Source organism: Gottfriedia acidiceleris, from assembly GCF_004138285.1.
GTDB classification, from domain to species: Bacteria; Bacillota; Bacilli; order Bacillales; family Bacillaceae_G; genus Gottfriedia; species Gottfriedia acidiceleris_A.
The window spans coordinates 1,042,622-1,059,603 of the sequence record NZ_SCFN01000001.1 but is presented as its reverse complement, the minus strand read 5'-3'; the positions used below and the strand labels follow the sequence as shown (position 1 = coordinate 1,059,603).

The window sequence follows — 16,982 nt, the reverse complement described above, 5'->3', positions numbered from 1 at the left end:
ATAAACAAGTGATTTTGGTTGATATATCAATTTTTTAACTAACTTGCAAAAATTAAAATATCTTCTTTTTTGACGATCAATATTTGTAAAGATGTGTAAGTCGTCATAATAAGTTACAATTTGATTAACAAAGTGTAATTCATTCGTTCAATTGACTATTCTATTGATTTAAGATTATTCTTTTTTTATAAAGAACTTGATTGGAACGAAAGGGTGCCAGGCTCCTATGGGAGAAGCGGGAAGGCTAAAGACCCCACAGGCGGCGCCGAGGAGGCTCAAGAATCTCGCCCCATGGAAAGCGAGCACACTGTAGTGGAAATCAATATGACACAACTTACTTATCAATGATTAATTCAACAATTTAATTGACAATTCTTTTTTCAACAGCTTGAAGACTCCTTAGGTAAACTAGGAGTCTTCACTTATTTTATTTTTATTCACTAAGAAAAACCGGAATAAATTTAAATTCATTTACATTAAATAAACCTTTAGTAGTTATTTTAATACTCGGAATAACAGGCAGCGCTAGAAATGATAATGTTAAAAAAGCGTTAAATGTATTGTTTGGTCTAATTTGAAGTAAGGATTTTTCAATTTGGTGTAAACCTGCTTCTACTTCTTCTGCAGATTGATTACTCATTAAACCGCCAATTGGTAAAGATAATTTGGCAATTACTTTTCCAGATGATACGACTACTATTCCACCGTTCATTTCTTCAATTGTTTTAATTGCAAGATACATATCATTATCATTTATACCGGCAACGATTAATTGGTGTGAATCATGAGCAATGGTTGTAGCGATTGCTCCCTCAATTAAATTTAAACCTTTAACAATTCCAAGACCAATCTCTTTTTCAGAATGATAGCGATCTATTACTGCTATTTTACATAAGTTTTCGGCGACATTTGGAACAAAATGAGTATGTTCATTTGATAATTTTTCAATTAAATGATTTGTTACTATACTATTTGGATTAATTTCAATTATATTTGCAAGCGTTTTAGAGTCTGTTTTTAATTCAAGATCTTCAATCTTTAGATCTCCTAAGCTTACTTTTGAATCAATTAAATTTGACTCTTCATTTTTGATTCGTTTACTAATTTGTTTGTTTTTAACGATAAACTCATTTTTACACCATACGTCCGAAACTTCTACTGATTCTAAGTCGTTTAAAAATACTAAGCTTGCTTCATACCCAGGAGCAATTGCACCTTTTTGTTTTAAACCATAGCATGCTGCTGGATTTAATGTTGCCATTGAATAGGCAGTCACTGGGTGAATTCCATAATTGATTGCTGTTCGAATACAAAAATCAATCGAACCCTCTTTCATGATATCGTCCAAATGTTTATCATCAGTGCAATACATAATTCGCTGTGCATTTCGATCATTTACTGCAGGTAATAAATCCTTTAGATTTCTTGCAGCGGACCCTTCTCTAAATGCTACATATAACCCTGCTCTCAGTCTTTCCATTACTTCCTGAACATTTGTACATTCATGATCAGTTGAAATACCTGCATACGAATATGTGTTTATTTCATTTTTAGTTAGTCCAGCTAAATGACCATCGATCGGTTTTTGATAAGCGTGAGCTAATTTTAATTTATCGATCATTTGTTTTTCCATCGACATAACCGCTGGATAATCCATTACTTCAGCTAATCCAAGTACTCTCGGATGTGTCATAAAGGGCTCTAAATGTTCTGCATAAAGTATGGCTCCTCCACGCTCTAAAGAGGTTGCAGGTACACAGGACGGTAACATAATTCTAACGTCTAACGGAATATTTTCTGATGCGTCTAACATCATTTTTATTCCATCCACCCCAGAAACATTTGCGATTTCATGTGGATCGCAAATAACAGTTGTTACTCCATGTGGTAGTACAGTTTTCGCATATTCACTAGGTAAAACCATTGATGATTCAATATGGACGTGGGAATCAATAAAGCCAGGTGATATATATTTACCTTCTGCATCTATTATTACATTAGCTTCATAATCACCTATTCCAACTATTATTCCATTTGTAATTGCAATTGAATCTTCCATTATTTCTTTCGTAAAAACATTTATTATTTTCCCATTTATTATTAAAAAATCAGCCTTTTCAGCTTTTGTTGACGATTTCATTTCATGTAAGTTCATGTTTGTTTCCTCCTAAATATTTAGGAGAGAATATGCTATGTCATATCTCTCGTAGTCAAACTATATCGGCAGCTTGGTAGATACTTTTGGACCGGTTATTTCCAAAATTATACGAGCGTATTAAGAATCTCTTTATTTTTTAGTGACTCAGATTAAAAAAAGTCTTAGGACTTTGTCTTCACACTGAATCATTTAATTTAAAGTGAATGAACTTAATTAGCTACTATTTAATTGTAAAAAAACTATATTGATAGTATTCTAATAAATTTTGAGTCTAAAAAGCAATAACTATTTTAAGAGTTTTAAATATAAAATAATTCATAATTTTCATGTTAATGAATACTATTTTAAATGGGATCGTAGGATGGTAATCATAGGAGGTATGTAGTTTGAACAAAGTAATACAAAAAAGTCGAATAAACCCGAATATTTTTAATCATTTTTCATCCTATTCAAAAAAAGAGGACAATTTGTTCCAAGTTAATTATAATCGATTTGATTCGTTCCAAAGACTAATAAAAAATAATTCACCAAAAAGTAATAAACAGGACAAAATAATAAAGCAAAATTTAGCTTTTATAAGACTTATAAATGTTTTACCTAAAAAAATAAGCTTAGACATTTATATTAATGGTACTAAATTTATTTCGAATTTAACTTATAAAGAATCAACTCAATATTTAACTTTACCTTCAGGGGTACAATTTGTTGAAATTTTTAAAACTAATGATCAATCAAAACTAATTCATTCTGAACAAATAACTTTACTTACTGAGCAAAATTATACGATTGCTATTGGTCATAACTTAGACCAAATCTCGCTGTTTTCATATATGGATAATAATTTTTTGACTCAAGGAGAAGCTAAAATCCGCTTTATAAATTTATCTCCTAATTCACCAAATCTAGATTTTGCAGTAAAAGCTGGTGAAGGCGATGTTGTTTTCCCAAATGTCCCATACCAAAAAGCCTCAGAATATTTGCCTATATCACCTATGACAGTTAATTTGGAAATACGATTAACAGGTACGAAAATGATCATATTTCCTCTCTATAAATCAAAGTTTGAAGAAAATATAGTATATGATTTAATTTCAGTAGGGTGTGTTGAAGAGAACCCCAAATTTGAAGTTATTACATTATTTTAGACCGTTAATTAGATAATGCTCTCTTATACAAAATAAAAAACTCGGATTAATCATCCGAGTTTCTTTATGCCTCTTTTGGCAACGTTATGTAAAATGCTGTCCATTCGTCATCAGAAAAACATTCAATTTTGCCATCATGTTTATCAATGATTTGTTTACATACAAATAAGCCAATTCCAGTACCATGATTTTTTGTCGTAACAAATGGTTCAAAAATTGTCCGCATGCTCTCTTCACTAATTTTAGGTCCATTATTTCTTATTTGAATTTCAATCATATCCTCTAAATCTGAAACTTGATAATGAATCGTTTTTTGACCATCGTTTTCAGCCAAGGCATCGATAGAATTCATTAATATATTAAGTAAAACTTGACGAAGTTCATTTCTGAAACCTGGTATGTATATTTTTTGTGAAATTCCTTCTTGTAAAATGACATTCGAATTTACAATACTCGGATATAAGAATTCTGTGATTTCTTTAAATAAATCATTAATTAAAAAAGATTCCACCATCTGATCATGATCCTTTTTCGAGACATGAAGAAATTGATCAATTCTAAAATTTAATTGATGCAGTTCATGATCTATGATGTCTAAATATTTTAATTGTGGATGATCTCCTTTAAGTAATTTTACAAATCCAATAATTGAAGTAAGTGGATTTCTAAATTCATGAACGAAACTAGCAGACATTTGTCCTAAGATTGTAAGTCTCTCTTTATGAGTCTCGTCAATAAACTGTTTTTTCTCTTCTATATCTTGTGTAATGAGATATGAATATTGCTTTACAGTAAAATAAATAAACTGGTCAAAAACGTAATTAATTTTATTAATGAGTGGCTGTAGTAGACTAATACTTTCTTCAAATTCCGACAAATGTTTAAATAATTCACTTCTACCTATATTTGAGTTATACACAAAATCTCCGATGTTAGCACTTGCTTTAGCTCGTTCAAGGGCTATTTTATGGGCCAAATCTTTGACTTGATCCTCATTTATTTTGCCCTCAATAAATAATAATGTAAAGTCAATCAATTTAGTTCCATTAATGATAATCTCGGATTTAAATGGATCATCATCGCTTATTACCGCTTGAGCGACCCAATTCTTTACTAATGTAGGCATACTTTCCTGTATGAAAGTGCTATACCTACTCTCTATTGACATATCAATAAGGAACACCTCCAATAAAAAATCTATTAATTAAATAGTAACAAATTTTTAAATATTCGTTAAGTAAAAATATAAAAATTTGTCGAATTTATTACGACAAATTAATATTTTTTACAATATTCTGATTAAATTGTAAATTTAATTTATGAATATTTCATTCATTTCATTCGGCAACTAAACATTTACGATTGTCACTTAGTTCTAGTTATAATAAAACTAAAAGTATACAAAAATGTCAATAATATGGTGTGTAGAATAGAATAAAGTTAGATACAATTAAATTAATAAACTGAAGGTAGGTATTTTGATGGCTGGAAATAAAGTTGAAGATTATTTAATTAAAGGTATCTATGGTGAAAAGCAAATAAAAATTGAAGAACGAAATATTTTTTTAGGAACAATTCGTGAAAGAATTGAAATTGCTTTAACTACAAGCCAAGTGATGGCAAATTCAATTTATCCAATCGTTGAAAAATCAATCAATATGAAAAATGTTACTTTATTATTAAATGGTACACTTCCCTATAATACAATTTCGAAATATATTTTAATGGCAAAGAAAAAAAATATTCCCTTTTCACTAGTCAATAATTTACCAGTCCCTACTCCGATCGGACTTGTCGTTACGCATAATGACGCAGTTGATAAGAATGAAATATTTATTAAAGATGAACTTTATAAATCAACTAATTTTTAACTAATTCGGTATGTGAAATTTCTTAAAATGTGGATAAAAGCGCAGCTCAATTGTTTTTACAATTTAAGTTGCGCTTTCTTCTTCAAGTTCAGGTTTTTTAATCGGTTCCCGTGTTAATTCAATTGATTTTATATAATGTCCGTCTAACTTAAGTACTTTAAATGTACAATTATGATATTTAATCGAATCTCCTTCTTGCACATCAAAATTTTCAGTTAAAATCCATCCACCAATTGTATCAACATCTGTATCATCAATATCTAAGCTAAAAACATCATTAATTTCACTAATTAAAACTTTACCTGCAATGATGAATTTATTTTCGTTTACTTTACTTATATCCTCTTTCTCATCAACATCAAACTCATCTCGAATTTCCCCAACAATTTCTTCTAAAATATCTTCAACTGTTACTAAGCCAGATGTACCTCCGTATTCATCAACTAATATCGACATATGTATATGTTCTCTTTGCATTTTAACAAGTAAATCATGAACAGATATTGATTCAATAACTTGAATAATCGGTCTAATATATTGTTCAAGTGTTTTTACCTCTGCTTCTCCTTTGTGAAGAACAAAATCAGTAAAAACATCTTTAAAATTTATTAAACCAACGACATGGTCCTTATCTCCATCTACAACAGGAAAACGAGTATATTTTTCTGTACTCATAAAGTGAATATTCTCATAAAAAGCTTCACGCAAATCAATTGCAACCATTTCCGTTCTAGGAACCATTATTTCTTTTGCTACTCGCATATTGAAATCAAATATATTGTTCACATACTTAAATTCAGATTGATTTATTTCGCCACTTTTATAGCTTTCTGAAAGGAGAATTCTTAATTCCTCTTCTGAATGTGCAACTTCATGTTCTGAAGCAGGAGGAAGTCCAAATATTTTTAAGACCATCCTTGCTGAATTATTGAATAACCAAATGAACGGATAAGTAATTTTATAAAATAGAATCAGAGCTGGTGAAAACTTTAATGTAATCTGTTCAGCCTTTTGAATAGCGATTGTTTTAGGTGCTAATTCACCAACTACAACATGAATAAATGTAATAATTCCAAAAGCAAGTAAAAAAGAGATCGTGCCGCTTACAGCAGTAGGTAAATGCAAATCGTCAAGTAATGGATGCAATAATTCATCTACAGCTGGTTCACCTAACCAACCTAAACCTAAACTCGTAACTGTAATACCAAGTTGACATGCTGAAAGATATTCATCGAGATGTGTTATTACTCGTTTTACAGCTCTTGCTTTTTTATTTCCCTCGCCAATTAATTGATCAATTCTAGAGCTTCTAATTTTTACGATTGCAAATTCTGAAGCAACAAAAAAGGCAGTAAATGCAATTAATACAACAACTAATAATAACTTAGTACCAATTCCAAACAATTGAGTCATCCCTCCAATTGGAAGTGAAGGCCATCTTCTTTATTAATATTTTTAAATTAGGCTTATCTTAGTATATTCAGTTAAATAATTTGTTATCAAAATTTTTTTATTTAGGCATTTTTTAAACAGGATAGAAATGATTTTAGAAAAAGGTTCTGCATTTCCTGTTTTTTACACTCAAGATGCCTTCTTTCCTATTACCATTCTTTACCTTATTTCTAAATTCCTTCTCCGATACGTGTCTTGCATTATATGCTATATATCAACTTTATATTCTAAAATTTGTAGAATATTTTGCTAAAAACACCGTAAAAAACCGAGTTTCGATAAAAATCAATACAAAAGTAATTAAGTTTACATTTTCAGCCATTTTGAATGTTTAGAACCTATTTATTCGAAGTATTTTAAGAACTTTTGCCGAGTCAACACTAGTTTTGTCAACCTCAAAGGAATGTGCAGTTTAATAAAGAATTTTTAATATATAAATTATTTGGAGGAGGAATAGCGTATGTATACAACTTCTCAAGTGGCAGAACAACTGCAATTAACAAATAAAAAAGTATTATTTTTTTTAAAAAAAGGAAATTTAAAAGTAGAGAAAACTCATAATGGATATTTATTTACAGAGGAACAAATCGAACAAATTAAAGAAATTTATGAAGCTTCGATCCAGACGATCGAAACAAAACAAAATGACGCTGATCACATTGACATTATAAAAGAATTAACTCAAAAATTAATAAAACTTGAAGAAAAAGTTGAAACAAAAGCAAATGAAGTCGTTTCAGTACAAATTTTGGAACATCGATGTGAAATTGAAGATTTAAAGAAAGTAGTTGTTAAACTTGAAAATCAAGTAGAACAATTAAATGAACAAGTGACCTTATTAAAAGCAGATTTAGAGGATCAGAAAAAGATCATTACATTTAAACCGAAAAAACGATTTGCAATTTTATCGATATTCGGAGTTTAAAAAGTCTGAGAACAAAGACAAGTGCCGTAAAGAAGAATGCAAGAGTTTGGCGTGCAGTCAAAAACGTAGAAGAATTTTCTTCTACGTTTTTTTTTACATACTAAAATGAATGTTGGTCAAAAATAAATTTGTATGAAAGGAGGAATTTCCATGCAAAAAAATGCGCGTCAATATACTCAGGATGCAACTACTGAACTAAAACACGCAATTGAATGTCTTCAATCTGCATTAGAAACCGTTGAAAAACCACAAAACCATGAAAGAATCGAACAAGCGCTTCAAGCTTGTCAAACAGCTTATAATCAAACGAATCAGGCTGCAGGTATTCTTGAACAAGAATAGTTAGCAAATTGAAAAACTCAGGTTTATACCTGAGTTTTTCGCAATTACTTATCATAATACATTAATATCTCTTTAAATTCATTTGAATATTTCAATAGTTTAATAGCATGCTTAATATCTAATAAAAAAGGTACAGCAATTATATCATCACTTATTTCAAAATATTCATCAATAGGTAAAATTTTAAATCCTGCACTTCTAGCAAACATATATAGTCTTTTATTTATTGTACCAATATACCAATCAGCGTTAGTTTGATTAGCATGATCATAGCATGCTAGTAAAATTTGTTTAAAAAATCCTTTACCTCTATTTTCCCTTGTAATTAATAATTTACCAATTTCATAGATTTCTTCATTCTGAATATATTTAATATATTTGTTTTCGGAAAAATTATAATAATATTTATTATTATCCTCATTTTCAATATTATATTTACTAAACTCGAGGGTACCAATTAACTTTTTATCCGAATTACAAATTCCATAACGAGTAACTTCATTACTTCTTACTAAGAAAGGTATTTCGTTTTCTTCACAAAAATCTCCCCAAAGCTCGTTAAATAAATTATTCTCTTCTTTTGTATGAATAACACGAAACACTCTCACTCACCCCTAAAATTCCTATATAAATATTCTTATTTTACGTCAATATAACAACGTTTATACCAAATTTTAATATTGTCTCTTTAATTCTATTTAGTTATTTTGTTAAAAAAATATTTAATTGGCCTGTATATATATGGCTCTATTGTATGGTAAAATTTAGCTTTTGGCAACGCTTACATAACTAATTATGTATAATTTGTGAAATCAAAATTATCTCATAATTAGTTTTGTAGTATAGATTATTATTATAAAGTAAGTTTTTAACCGAAATATTATTTCGTAATTTATAATATAAACACTGTATCAAAATGTCAAAGAACATCTTCGAATTAAAAAATTATGCCCTATGCCGTCGATTGGTAAAGGGCACATAAATTTTATTTGGCTGAATTTCTTCATTCATTTTCTATTACAATAGAACAAGCTCATGTCAATTTGGGATTATTTAAGTTCTTCAAGTGTTCTGTTTATTATATCTACTAACTCTCTTTCACCTACTAGTTCATAAAAATCCTCGCCCTTTTTCTTAGGATAAAACTGAATATAAGTACCACAACCCGCTTCAAGAACTTTACGATGAACATTACTACCCGGATATAAACAAATCACTTCATTGATTGGTTTACGCACATATGTCATTTTTCCATTAACACGCTCAACATACTTAAGTCCCCAGTATTTATACATTTGTTCCATTGCCTTTGTATTCCCTACTGGTTGATAAATATTAAACATTGGACTATATTTAATTTCAAAAATGATCGAAGCAATGTATTCTTTATTTTTTTTTCGATAAAAATCTAATCTTATATCCGGTTTTTTCGATTCTTCACCACTAAAAAAATTTGTTCCTTTTAACAGTGATACTTGCGGACTTCCCTCGATAATTTCGTTATAAACTAAATTAATTATCCAACTTTTATTTTCCAGAGACACAAATGCTCCATCCATTAACTCATCGTCTTTTATATGCATTAAAATCTGTTCAGCTAATGGTTCTGAATCATTTTTAAATTTTAACTTTAAGAAAATATCGCATAATGAGAAAAAGACAAAGTATTCATATAGTAAAAAAGTTGGCTTATATACAGGTAAAAGCATTTGTTTTTTTCCGTATTCCTTTACCTTTTTATCAAACAAACTTAAGGAATGAATAAAATTTAAAAATACTTTCGATGGACTAGTTGGATATCTTGAAGTATCAGTATCCGTCGCTATACGAAAGATTCCGATTGTATATTCTCTAAAATAAACTTCATAAAGTTTTTCTAAAGAATTTGTAATGCGTTCTTTTTCTGAAACACTTTTAGTTAATTTTTCTAATTCTAGCTCTTTTAACATTTTTGACTGTCTATATTTAGCTTTTTCTCGATCAGTAATTGAGCCATTCCCAACTACATTCTGCATCATTTTTTCTATATCCTTCACTTGAAAATCGATTTGATCCATTTTATTTTTGTCTTTTACTAATTCATATTTTACAAAGGTTAATAATGTTTCAATTGTAAGTAGAAATTTACGAACTTTATTTTTAGCATATTTTATCTCATCTATATAATTTTCTTCTTGAACAACCGGTTGCATTGTTAAATTAGTTGCATTTGAAATGGCTGGATGCATTAGGGTCCATCTAATTGTATTAAAATCTAATTTTTTTACCTGTCTTTTTAATTCATATTCCTTTTTTTGTTTTCGCTTTAATTTACTAATAAACTGCTGAATAGCAACTAGTAGTCTCTCTTCATTTGACTCGATAAATCGAATAATTGGCCAAAAATACATTGTTCCATTTTGAGTAAATGAAGCGGAAGATTTTTTAAAGTATTGTGAGTCATTCATTATTCCATTTATTTGTTGATTTAATGTTGAATGCATCCACTCTAATTGATCATACTCTAAATTTTTCGGTACTATTTTTATCATTCCGTAAAAGTGTTGTTCTTGATAAATAATACAAAATTCATAATATCCGCATCTCCAAGGATAAGCATTCTCGGTTTTACCATGTTCATATATTAATATTTTTCTTTTTTCAGATGTAAAAATAAACTGCTGATCATCCAGATTTTCTTGTTGAAAATGATAAAGATTATTCCAAACGAACGTAATTTTACCGTCAAACTCACCATCGACTTGAAATAAAAATCTTTTTAATTCTTGTATTTCATAGGCAAATAAGTAAGCCTCTTTCGGGTTCATTGTAAGTGCATCAAGAGATATTTTTTCCTCTTTCCCCCTAGTTCCTACAAGAATTGCAATCGTAAATGGTAGATAAAGTGGCTCAAATATTTCTGGACTATTATTAGTTGACATATCCATCAATCTCCAGCTGTTTCCTTTTCTTTTTCAATTCTTTCATAGAATACTCAAAGTCAGAAATTGATCTACCCAAATTAGATTTCATGACCATATTTAGTAGCCCTTCCTGCTCGTTCCCTTCACCTGTACCAATTAATTCTTCTAAATTAGCAAATAATCCCCTAACTTTAGTTAATACTCGTTGCTTAACAAAGAGATCGATAGCTTCTTTGCGTTCGAATTGAATATGGGAAGGAAGAGTAGGTATGTTAGCTAAATAATTTGATAAATCTTTAATCATACGCGGAGAGATTATTCGTTCACTTAGTGAATGTTCAACTATTTTATTAAACTCATCAAAAAACTTTAATTCATCACTTGTAAGCTCAGATGCACTTAAAGTTTTCTTTGTCCAATTACTATAGTTTTCTGCATTAATATAAATTTGAGGTACAGTTTCATAAATATTTTCGTTATTCATCTTTTCTGCATAATTTACGAATGAGGTTGATCTAAGTGAGATTATATTTACACGATCTAATAATCTTAAAGAAAACTCACTTGAAGTTTCATCAAAGTTAACTGTTCCAACAAAAATAATATTTTTCCCTATCCTTACTTTAGGCTTATAATATTGATTAATGACTACGTTATGATCATGGAATAGGGTAATGACTCTCTTATCCTGAGGCATTTCTAAAATTGATAGAAATTTACTAAACCAATGTTCAATTTGTGAAAGATTCATTTCATCAAAGATTACCATATACATCCTGTGTGGAAATTGTTCAGCCTCAATAAGTAATTTCGTTAATCCCGTCTCAGAGTCTATATAAATCCCAGTAGTCGGATTTAAATAACCTAATAAATCATAATGTTCTCGATATGACGGAGAAATTGGAACAAATAATAACTCCTTTCCAAATTCAAGACCTAAGGTTTCGCCATATATACGTGCTAATTGAGATTTCCCAGTACCACTTACACCACCTAAAATTGTTAGAGCCTGAAATTTACAACATATATGAAAATTAATAATATCTTTTTTTTCGTATAACAGGCCTTGCTGCAAACAATTTTGGTAAAATCGTTCAATAAAAGCATTTTCAGTATCATTACTCCATTCAATTGGAAAAGCTTGTTTCTCGGTAAATTCTTGCGTATAAATAAGTTCTTTACATTCTTTTTTAAAGCTTTTACTCAACTCTTCCCACTGTTTTTCGGGAATAAAATAAATTAAATGATTTAAATGAATAAAAGACTTTTTAAGTTCATCTTCATCATAATCTTGAAATGTAACTTCATTTTGTTTTTCTAAGTAACTAATATCATTCATCATCGACTTTAAAAACAAATTGCCATATAGTCTATTTTCATAAAAGACAAATTCAGGTTGATCAAAGTCATTAAAATATTTTGGCAGATGAATTGGCAAAGAACCTTTTATTAGTCGGTTTTCGACCTCTTCACGCTTTCCCTCTCCCCTAAGTTCAATGACAGGCAGTAGATGGTAGGAAGTGTCCCGTTTCCCATCAAAAAACTCAACTAGATCTGCTGTGACTACTTCATTTGCGTATTCAAGACGAAACATGACTAATTTAGAATCAAAAATCTTTTTTAGTCCTTCAATTATGTCATCTTTTTTCTTACTTTTAATTAGTGGTTTTATTTTACTTTCATTATTTTTATTTGCAGTTGTCCCTACAAACAAAACATCTTGAGTTGAAAAACTAGCTTTTAACTTTGATGGAATCGGAGATAAGCACTCTATATAAAAACGAATATGATCTTCATCTTCATAATAAAGTAAGTTCTGCTTCTCTTGGTCCACTACTCTTTCTGTAACAATTTTTCCAAGGAATAAAAAGTTGTGAATTTTTTTCGCTAATTTCTGGGTCAATGCGCGTTTTAATTTCAAAGTCATTTCCCCCACTTTCCGACATTTCTCCTACATTTTACGTTCATAGTATAGAAATTATGAATAATACGGCCTTTTTACAAATAAAAACACCCAGGTAAACCTGAGTGTTTCTTAGTGCCATTTTACTTTTAAAGTTTTGTATTTGGGTTATAGCATTAATTGATAATATACGATATCTAGCCATTGATTAAATTTCTGGCCAACTTTATAAAAATGACCTACCTTTTTATATCCTAATTTCTCATGTAATCTTTCACTCACTTCATTTCCGCTAGTTATACAAGAAATAATTGTAAAGTGACCTAATTTTTTAGCAGTTTCAATCATGTCAGTCATTAATGCCTTCGCTAGCCCTTTACGACGATGATCAGGATGAACATATACAGATAGTTCAACCGTATGTTTATATGCATCTTTTTCCTTAAACTGTGTAAGTGAACAATACCCAGTTACTTGACCATTTTCTTTAGAAACAATTACTGGGTAAAGCTCTGTATGGTTGGAAAACCATTTTTGCATTTCTTCTTCTGTTTTTATTTTCATATCAAATGTTGCTGTAGTGTTTAGAATTGCATCATTATAAATTGTTACAATTTCTAGAACATCATCTTTTGTTGCAAGGAGTATTTCCATTCTATTTCCTCTTCTCACGTTTTATCTTTCCATTCATTGTACATTACATAAATTGATTTTCAACATTCGTATAAAAAAATCCTTACATCTAAACAAGCACAGTGTTTAGGCTCCTTACATATACTGCGTTAGTCGGAATGATAGGAGGTATGAGTATGAGTGAGAAAGAAAAAAACAACGCTCAAGATGAAAAACAAAGTCATTCATCTATTGATCTTCAACATTATTTAAAAAAGGTGGATGATCTAATAGATCAGTCACCTATTAGAGGTCTTTTTGATGAAATTGATAAATTCTTTCATAAACATGGAGTTTTTTCCTCAATCGGTGTAGAGATCATTGAAAACGGTGAGGAATTAATCATTCAGGCAAGTATGCCGGGTGTAAGTAAAGAACAAATTTATATGGACCTTGAAGGTACAATTTTAACAATTGGCTTAAAAACTGATACGACTACTGAAGTACAAAATGATCAATCAAATTACTCCTATAAAAAATACTCTTATAGTCAATCCCAAAGAGTCGTAAAATTACCTTTCCCAATTAATGCAACAACAGCAAACGCAACATACGAAAACGGAATGCTTGTCATAAAAGGTACAAAATTACCTGAATACCAAAAACAAATCTTTTTAGACTAAAAAGTAACACTGCTTGCATATTACCGACAACCTAAACGAATCAGATGGGGTTTGGGTTTTAAACGACTTTTTTAAGTACTTGTGATACGAATCCAATTAACTAAATTCAAATTAAACAAAAAAAACTGAGTATCTTTTAGAAACTCAGTTTTTTATTAAATAAATAGATAATCTTTTACTTAAACAGCTTTATTTCCCTGTCAATGTTTCGATATCAGATAAAATCTCATCAAATGGCACATTACTTACACCACTATAATCTTTAACGATTTTTCCGTTTTGATCAATTAAATAAAATTTAGTACCATGGATAACTTGTGAATTGTTTTCAGGTTTTTTAACAATCGTTTTAAAATTTTCAGAAGCAAATTTTTCAATGTGTTTTTGAGAATAACCCGTTAAGAAATTCCAATTACTAAAATCAGCATTAAATTTATTTGCGAATGTAGTTAATAATTGTGGCGTATCAACTTCAGGATCAATACTAAAAGAGATGAAGTCTACATTCAACTTCTTCTCTGCTGCCTTTTGTTGAAGTTTTGCCATATTTGCTGTCATTGGCGGACAAACTGTTTCACAACTTGTAAATATAAAATCTGTTAGCCAGACTTTTCCTTTTAAATCTTTTGTCCCAAAAGTCTTACCGTCCTGGTTAGTGTATGTAAATTTTTCTAAATCCCAATTTAAAGGATTATCAATTTTATTTCCACAGCCACTTAATAATGCAAGACATAAAATCATTATTAATGTCACAAATACCGTATTTCTCTTCATACTTATCCCCCTACGCTAGCATTGTACTTGTCCATTGTATCAAAAACAGATAGTTTCTTTCTAATAATTTAAACTAATTAACATATATATTTAAAATTTTTCAAATGATACTTTTACAAAGTAAAGTTAAACTAAACATATTGATAAAGAATCTTGAAAGGATGACTGATAATGGCAAATAAAAAATATGAAAATTTAGACACGAGTTATCGTAAAACTTTTAAAGATTTAATCAAATGCGGAATAGAAAGAAGTAAGACAAAAAAGGATTATAGTAGTGTAATTCAACAATGTAGTCATAAAAAAATCTCCTATTTAAAGGAAAATCGTGATGAAACAACAATTACTTGGATTGGACACTCTACTTTTTTAATTCAAATTAATGGAATCAATATATTAATTGATCCTGTTTATGCTAATCAAATGGCTTTAAAAAAACGATTATCAAAACCAGGAATACTTATATCAGAATTACCTCCAATTGACATAATTTGTATTTCTCATGGTCACTATGATCATCTAGATTTTAATACATTGCGGCATTTCCCTAAAAAAACACGATTTATTTTACCGATCGGCTTAAAACAAAAATTTGTTAGTAAAGGCTATAAAAATGTCCATGAAATGAAATGGTGGGAGACAAAAGACTTTTTAGGGATCAATATTTCATTTGTACCTTCTCAACATTGGACGAAGAGAACCTTATTTGACAGAAATAAGTCACATTGGGGTGGATTTGTATTCAAAACGTCCAATGAATGTATATATCACGTTGGTGATAGTGCTTATTTTTCAGGCTTCAAAGAAATCGGTAAAAGATTTCAAATTGATACAGCACTCATTCCAATCGGAGCATATGAACCTGAATGGTTTATGAAACACAACCATATGTCACCTGAAGAAGCTGTTCAAGCGTTTTTAGATTTAAACGCAAAGTTATTTATCCCAATGCATTACGGTACATTTAAACTTGCAGACGATACTCCTTTAGAGGCTCTAGAGCGATTATGTTCTGAATGGAAAAGAAAAAAAATAAAACCTGAAAAGCTTAAAATTTCTTTATTAGGTGAAACAATTCACCACTCAATCGTTAAAAATAAAAAAGAAGAAGCCATTATTTATTAGGCCTCTTCTTTTTCCTATGTTAATAAATAAAATGTTGAATATAAAATCTATTCAGCATAAAAAACGAATCCTATAGCACCTTTTCCTGTATGTGTACTAATTACTGGAGTTGTATAACCAGTTTCATCTAATTCAAGGTTCGTTAGCTGTTGAATTGAATTTCTAAGAGTCTCTGCAAGCTCAGGAGCATCAGCATGTGCAATTCCTACACCTTTAATCGTTTTTCCTAGTGTGTCTTGTTCAAAATATTTAGTTAAAGTTTTTACTACTTGCTGATGGCTACGCACTTTACCAACTGGAGAATAAACTCCCCCTTCAAGTGATGCAATCGGTTTAATATTAAGTAATGACCCAATGAAGGCTTTACCCTTTCCAATTCTTCCACCTTTAACTAAGTTTTCAAGAGTATCTACCATAATATATAAATACGTACTATTTTTTATTTCCGTAAGACGGTTAACAATTTCTTCAACAGTGGATCCGTCTTCAGCCATTTGTGCTGCCTCGATGACCTGAAAAGCCATTGCTCTTGTAATAAAAGCTGAATCGATTACTGTTACATCACCTTCAACCATCCCTGCAGCTGCACATGCGGTTGAATAGGTACCACTTAAACCGCTTGATAAGTGAATTGAAATGACTTTACTTCCATCGGCTGTCAATTTTTCAAATGTTTCTATAAATGTTCCTACAGCTGGTTGAGATGTCTTTGGCAATTCAACTGATTGTTGCATTTCATCAATAAATTGCTTTGGAGATATATTAACCCCATCTAAATATGTTCCACCATTTATTTGAATTGTTAAAGGAATGACTGTTATATTTAAATTTTCAATTTCTTCTTTTAATAAGTCGGCCGTTGAGTCAGTTACAATCTTAATGTTTGCCAATCAATTCACATCTTTCTTCTCTAAAATTCTACAAAATTTGCAAAGCAAATTCATTATATCATTTTTACTATCAGTTAACAGTAAATATTAAAGTTCCATTAAAATTTCAATATTTCTTTGAAAATCATATTGACATGAATGTAGTTTTAAGTATGAGGAGGGACAAAATGTGGCTTTTGAATAAATATTGGTAGATGAA

15 protein-coding genes and 1 riboswitch are annotated in these 16,982 nt (G+C 29.8%); of the genes, 6 read left to right on the top strand and 9 right to left on the bottom strand.

The window, feature by feature from the left end; translation table 11 throughout:
* Positions 1-433: 433 nt before the first annotated feature.
* On the bottom strand, positions 434-2,155 hold the full coding sequence (gene ade / locus EP747_RS05185) for an adenine deaminase (protein ID WP_129688809.1): 1,722 nt from the start codon (positions 2,153-2,155) through the stop codon (positions 434-436).
* Between the two features lie 32 nt (positions 2,156-2,187).
* A riboswitch (purine riboswitch) is annotated at positions 2,188-2,290 on the bottom strand.
* Positions 2,291-2,544: 254 nt separating this feature from the next.
* Between ade and EP747_RS05180 the strand changes: the two genes are divergently transcribed.
* Positions 2,545-3,303, top strand: a complete 759-nt coding sequence (locus EP747_RS05180) for a DUF4397 domain-containing protein (RefSeq protein WP_129688808.1) — start codon at positions 2,545-2,547, stop codon at positions 3,301-3,303.
* 64 nt (positions 3,304-3,367) lie between these two features.
* Here the strand turns inward: EP747_RS05180 and EP747_RS05175 are convergent, their stop codons facing one another.
* Complete coding sequence (locus EP747_RS05175) at positions 3,368-4,471, bottom strand: histidine kinase N-terminal domain-containing protein (RefSeq protein WP_328590704.1); 1,104 nt, start codon at positions 4,469-4,471, stop codon at positions 3,368-3,370.
* A gap of 313 nt (positions 4,472-4,784) precedes the next feature.
* Between EP747_RS05175 and EP747_RS05170 the strand changes: the two genes are divergently transcribed.
* The gene (locus EP747_RS05170; protein ID WP_129688806.1) at positions 4,785-5,174 is read left to right on the top strand and encodes a YueI family protein; all 390 of its coding nucleotides are present in this window, start codon (positions 4,785-4,787) and stop codon (positions 5,172-5,174) included.
* 63 nt (positions 5,175-5,237) lie between these two features.
* Here EP747_RS05170 and EP747_RS05165 read toward each other — a convergent pair whose 3' ends face one another.
* Positions 5,238-6,587, bottom strand: a complete 1,350-nt coding sequence (locus EP747_RS05165; RefSeq protein WP_129688805.1) for a hemolysin family protein — start codon at positions 6,585-6,587, stop codon at positions 5,238-5,240.
* Between the two features lie 499 nt (positions 6,588-7,086).
* On the opposite strand from EP747_RS05165, the gene EP747_RS05160 reads away from it, so the two are divergent.
* Both EP747_RS05160 and EP747_RS05155 read left to right on the top strand, forming a co-directional pair.
* A complete protein-coding gene (locus tag EP747_RS05160; RefSeq protein ID WP_129688804.1) occupies positions 7,087-7,551 on the top strand; it encodes a MerR family transcriptional regulator in 465 nt (154 codons plus the stop codon).
* Positions 7,552-7,701: 150 nt separating this feature from the next.
* Positions 7,702-7,893, top strand: coding sequence for a hypothetical protein (locus EP747_RS05155; protein ID WP_056466342.1), 192 nt, complete (start codon positions 7,702-7,704; stop codon positions 7,891-7,893).
* Between the two features lie 44 nt (positions 7,894-7,937).
* Here the strand turns inward: EP747_RS05155 and EP747_RS05150 are convergent, their stop codons facing one another.
* The 4 genes from EP747_RS05150 to EP747_RS05135 form a co-directional block, all read right to left on the bottom strand.
* Positions 7,938-8,495 carry a hypothetical protein gene (locus EP747_RS05150; RefSeq protein WP_129688803.1) on the bottom strand — a complete coding sequence of 186 codons (558 nt, stop codon included), beginning with the start codon at positions 8,493-8,495 and terminating at the stop codon, positions 7,938-7,940.
* A gap of 447 nt (positions 8,496-8,942) precedes the next feature.
* Positions 8,943-10,814 (bottom strand): hypothetical protein, encoded by a 1,872-nt coding sequence (locus tag EP747_RS05145; RefSeq protein WP_129688802.1) that lies wholly within the window; start codon positions 10,812-10,814, stop codon positions 8,943-8,945.
* Positions 10,804-12,717 carry a hypothetical protein gene (locus EP747_RS05140; RefSeq protein WP_129688801.1) on the bottom strand — a complete coding sequence of 638 codons (1,914 nt, stop codon included), beginning with the start codon at positions 12,715-12,717 and terminating at the stop codon, positions 10,804-10,806. Before EP747_RS05140 ends, EP747_RS05145 begins: the two co-directional genes overlap by 11 nt.
* Before the next feature lie 150 nt (positions 12,718-12,867).
* Entirely contained in the window at positions 12,868-13,353 is a 486-nt protein-coding gene (locus tag EP747_RS05135) for a GNAT family N-acetyltransferase (protein ID WP_129688800.1), read from the bottom strand.
* A 155-nt stretch (positions 13,354-13,508) separates the two neighbouring features.
* Here EP747_RS05135 and EP747_RS05130 point away from each other — a divergent pair, with 155 nt between their 5' ends.
* Positions 13,509-13,994 (top strand): Hsp20/alpha crystallin family protein, encoded by a 486-nt coding sequence (locus EP747_RS05130; RefSeq protein ID WP_165346852.1) that lies wholly within the window; start codon positions 13,509-13,511, stop codon positions 13,992-13,994.
* A gap of 189 nt (positions 13,995-14,183) precedes the next feature.
* Here EP747_RS05130 and EP747_RS05125 read toward each other — a convergent pair whose 3' ends face one another.
* Entirely contained in the window at positions 14,184-14,768 is a 585-nt protein-coding gene (locus EP747_RS05125) for an SCO family protein (RefSeq protein ID WP_129688798.1), read from the bottom strand.
* A gap of 171 nt (positions 14,769-14,939) precedes the next feature.
* Between EP747_RS05125 and EP747_RS05120 the strand changes: the two genes are divergently transcribed.
* Positions 14,940-15,893, top strand: a complete 954-nt coding sequence (locus EP747_RS05120) for an MBL fold metallo-hydrolase (RefSeq protein WP_129688797.1) — start codon at positions 14,940-14,942, stop codon at positions 15,891-15,893.
* Between the two features lie 47 nt (positions 15,894-15,940).
* Here EP747_RS05120 and EP747_RS05115 read toward each other — a convergent pair whose 3' ends face one another.
* Positions 15,941-16,783, bottom strand: coding sequence for a DegV family protein (locus EP747_RS05115; protein WP_129688796.1), 843 nt, complete (start codon positions 16,781-16,783; stop codon positions 15,941-15,943).
* Between the last annotated feature and the right edge of the window lie 199 nt (positions 16,784-16,982).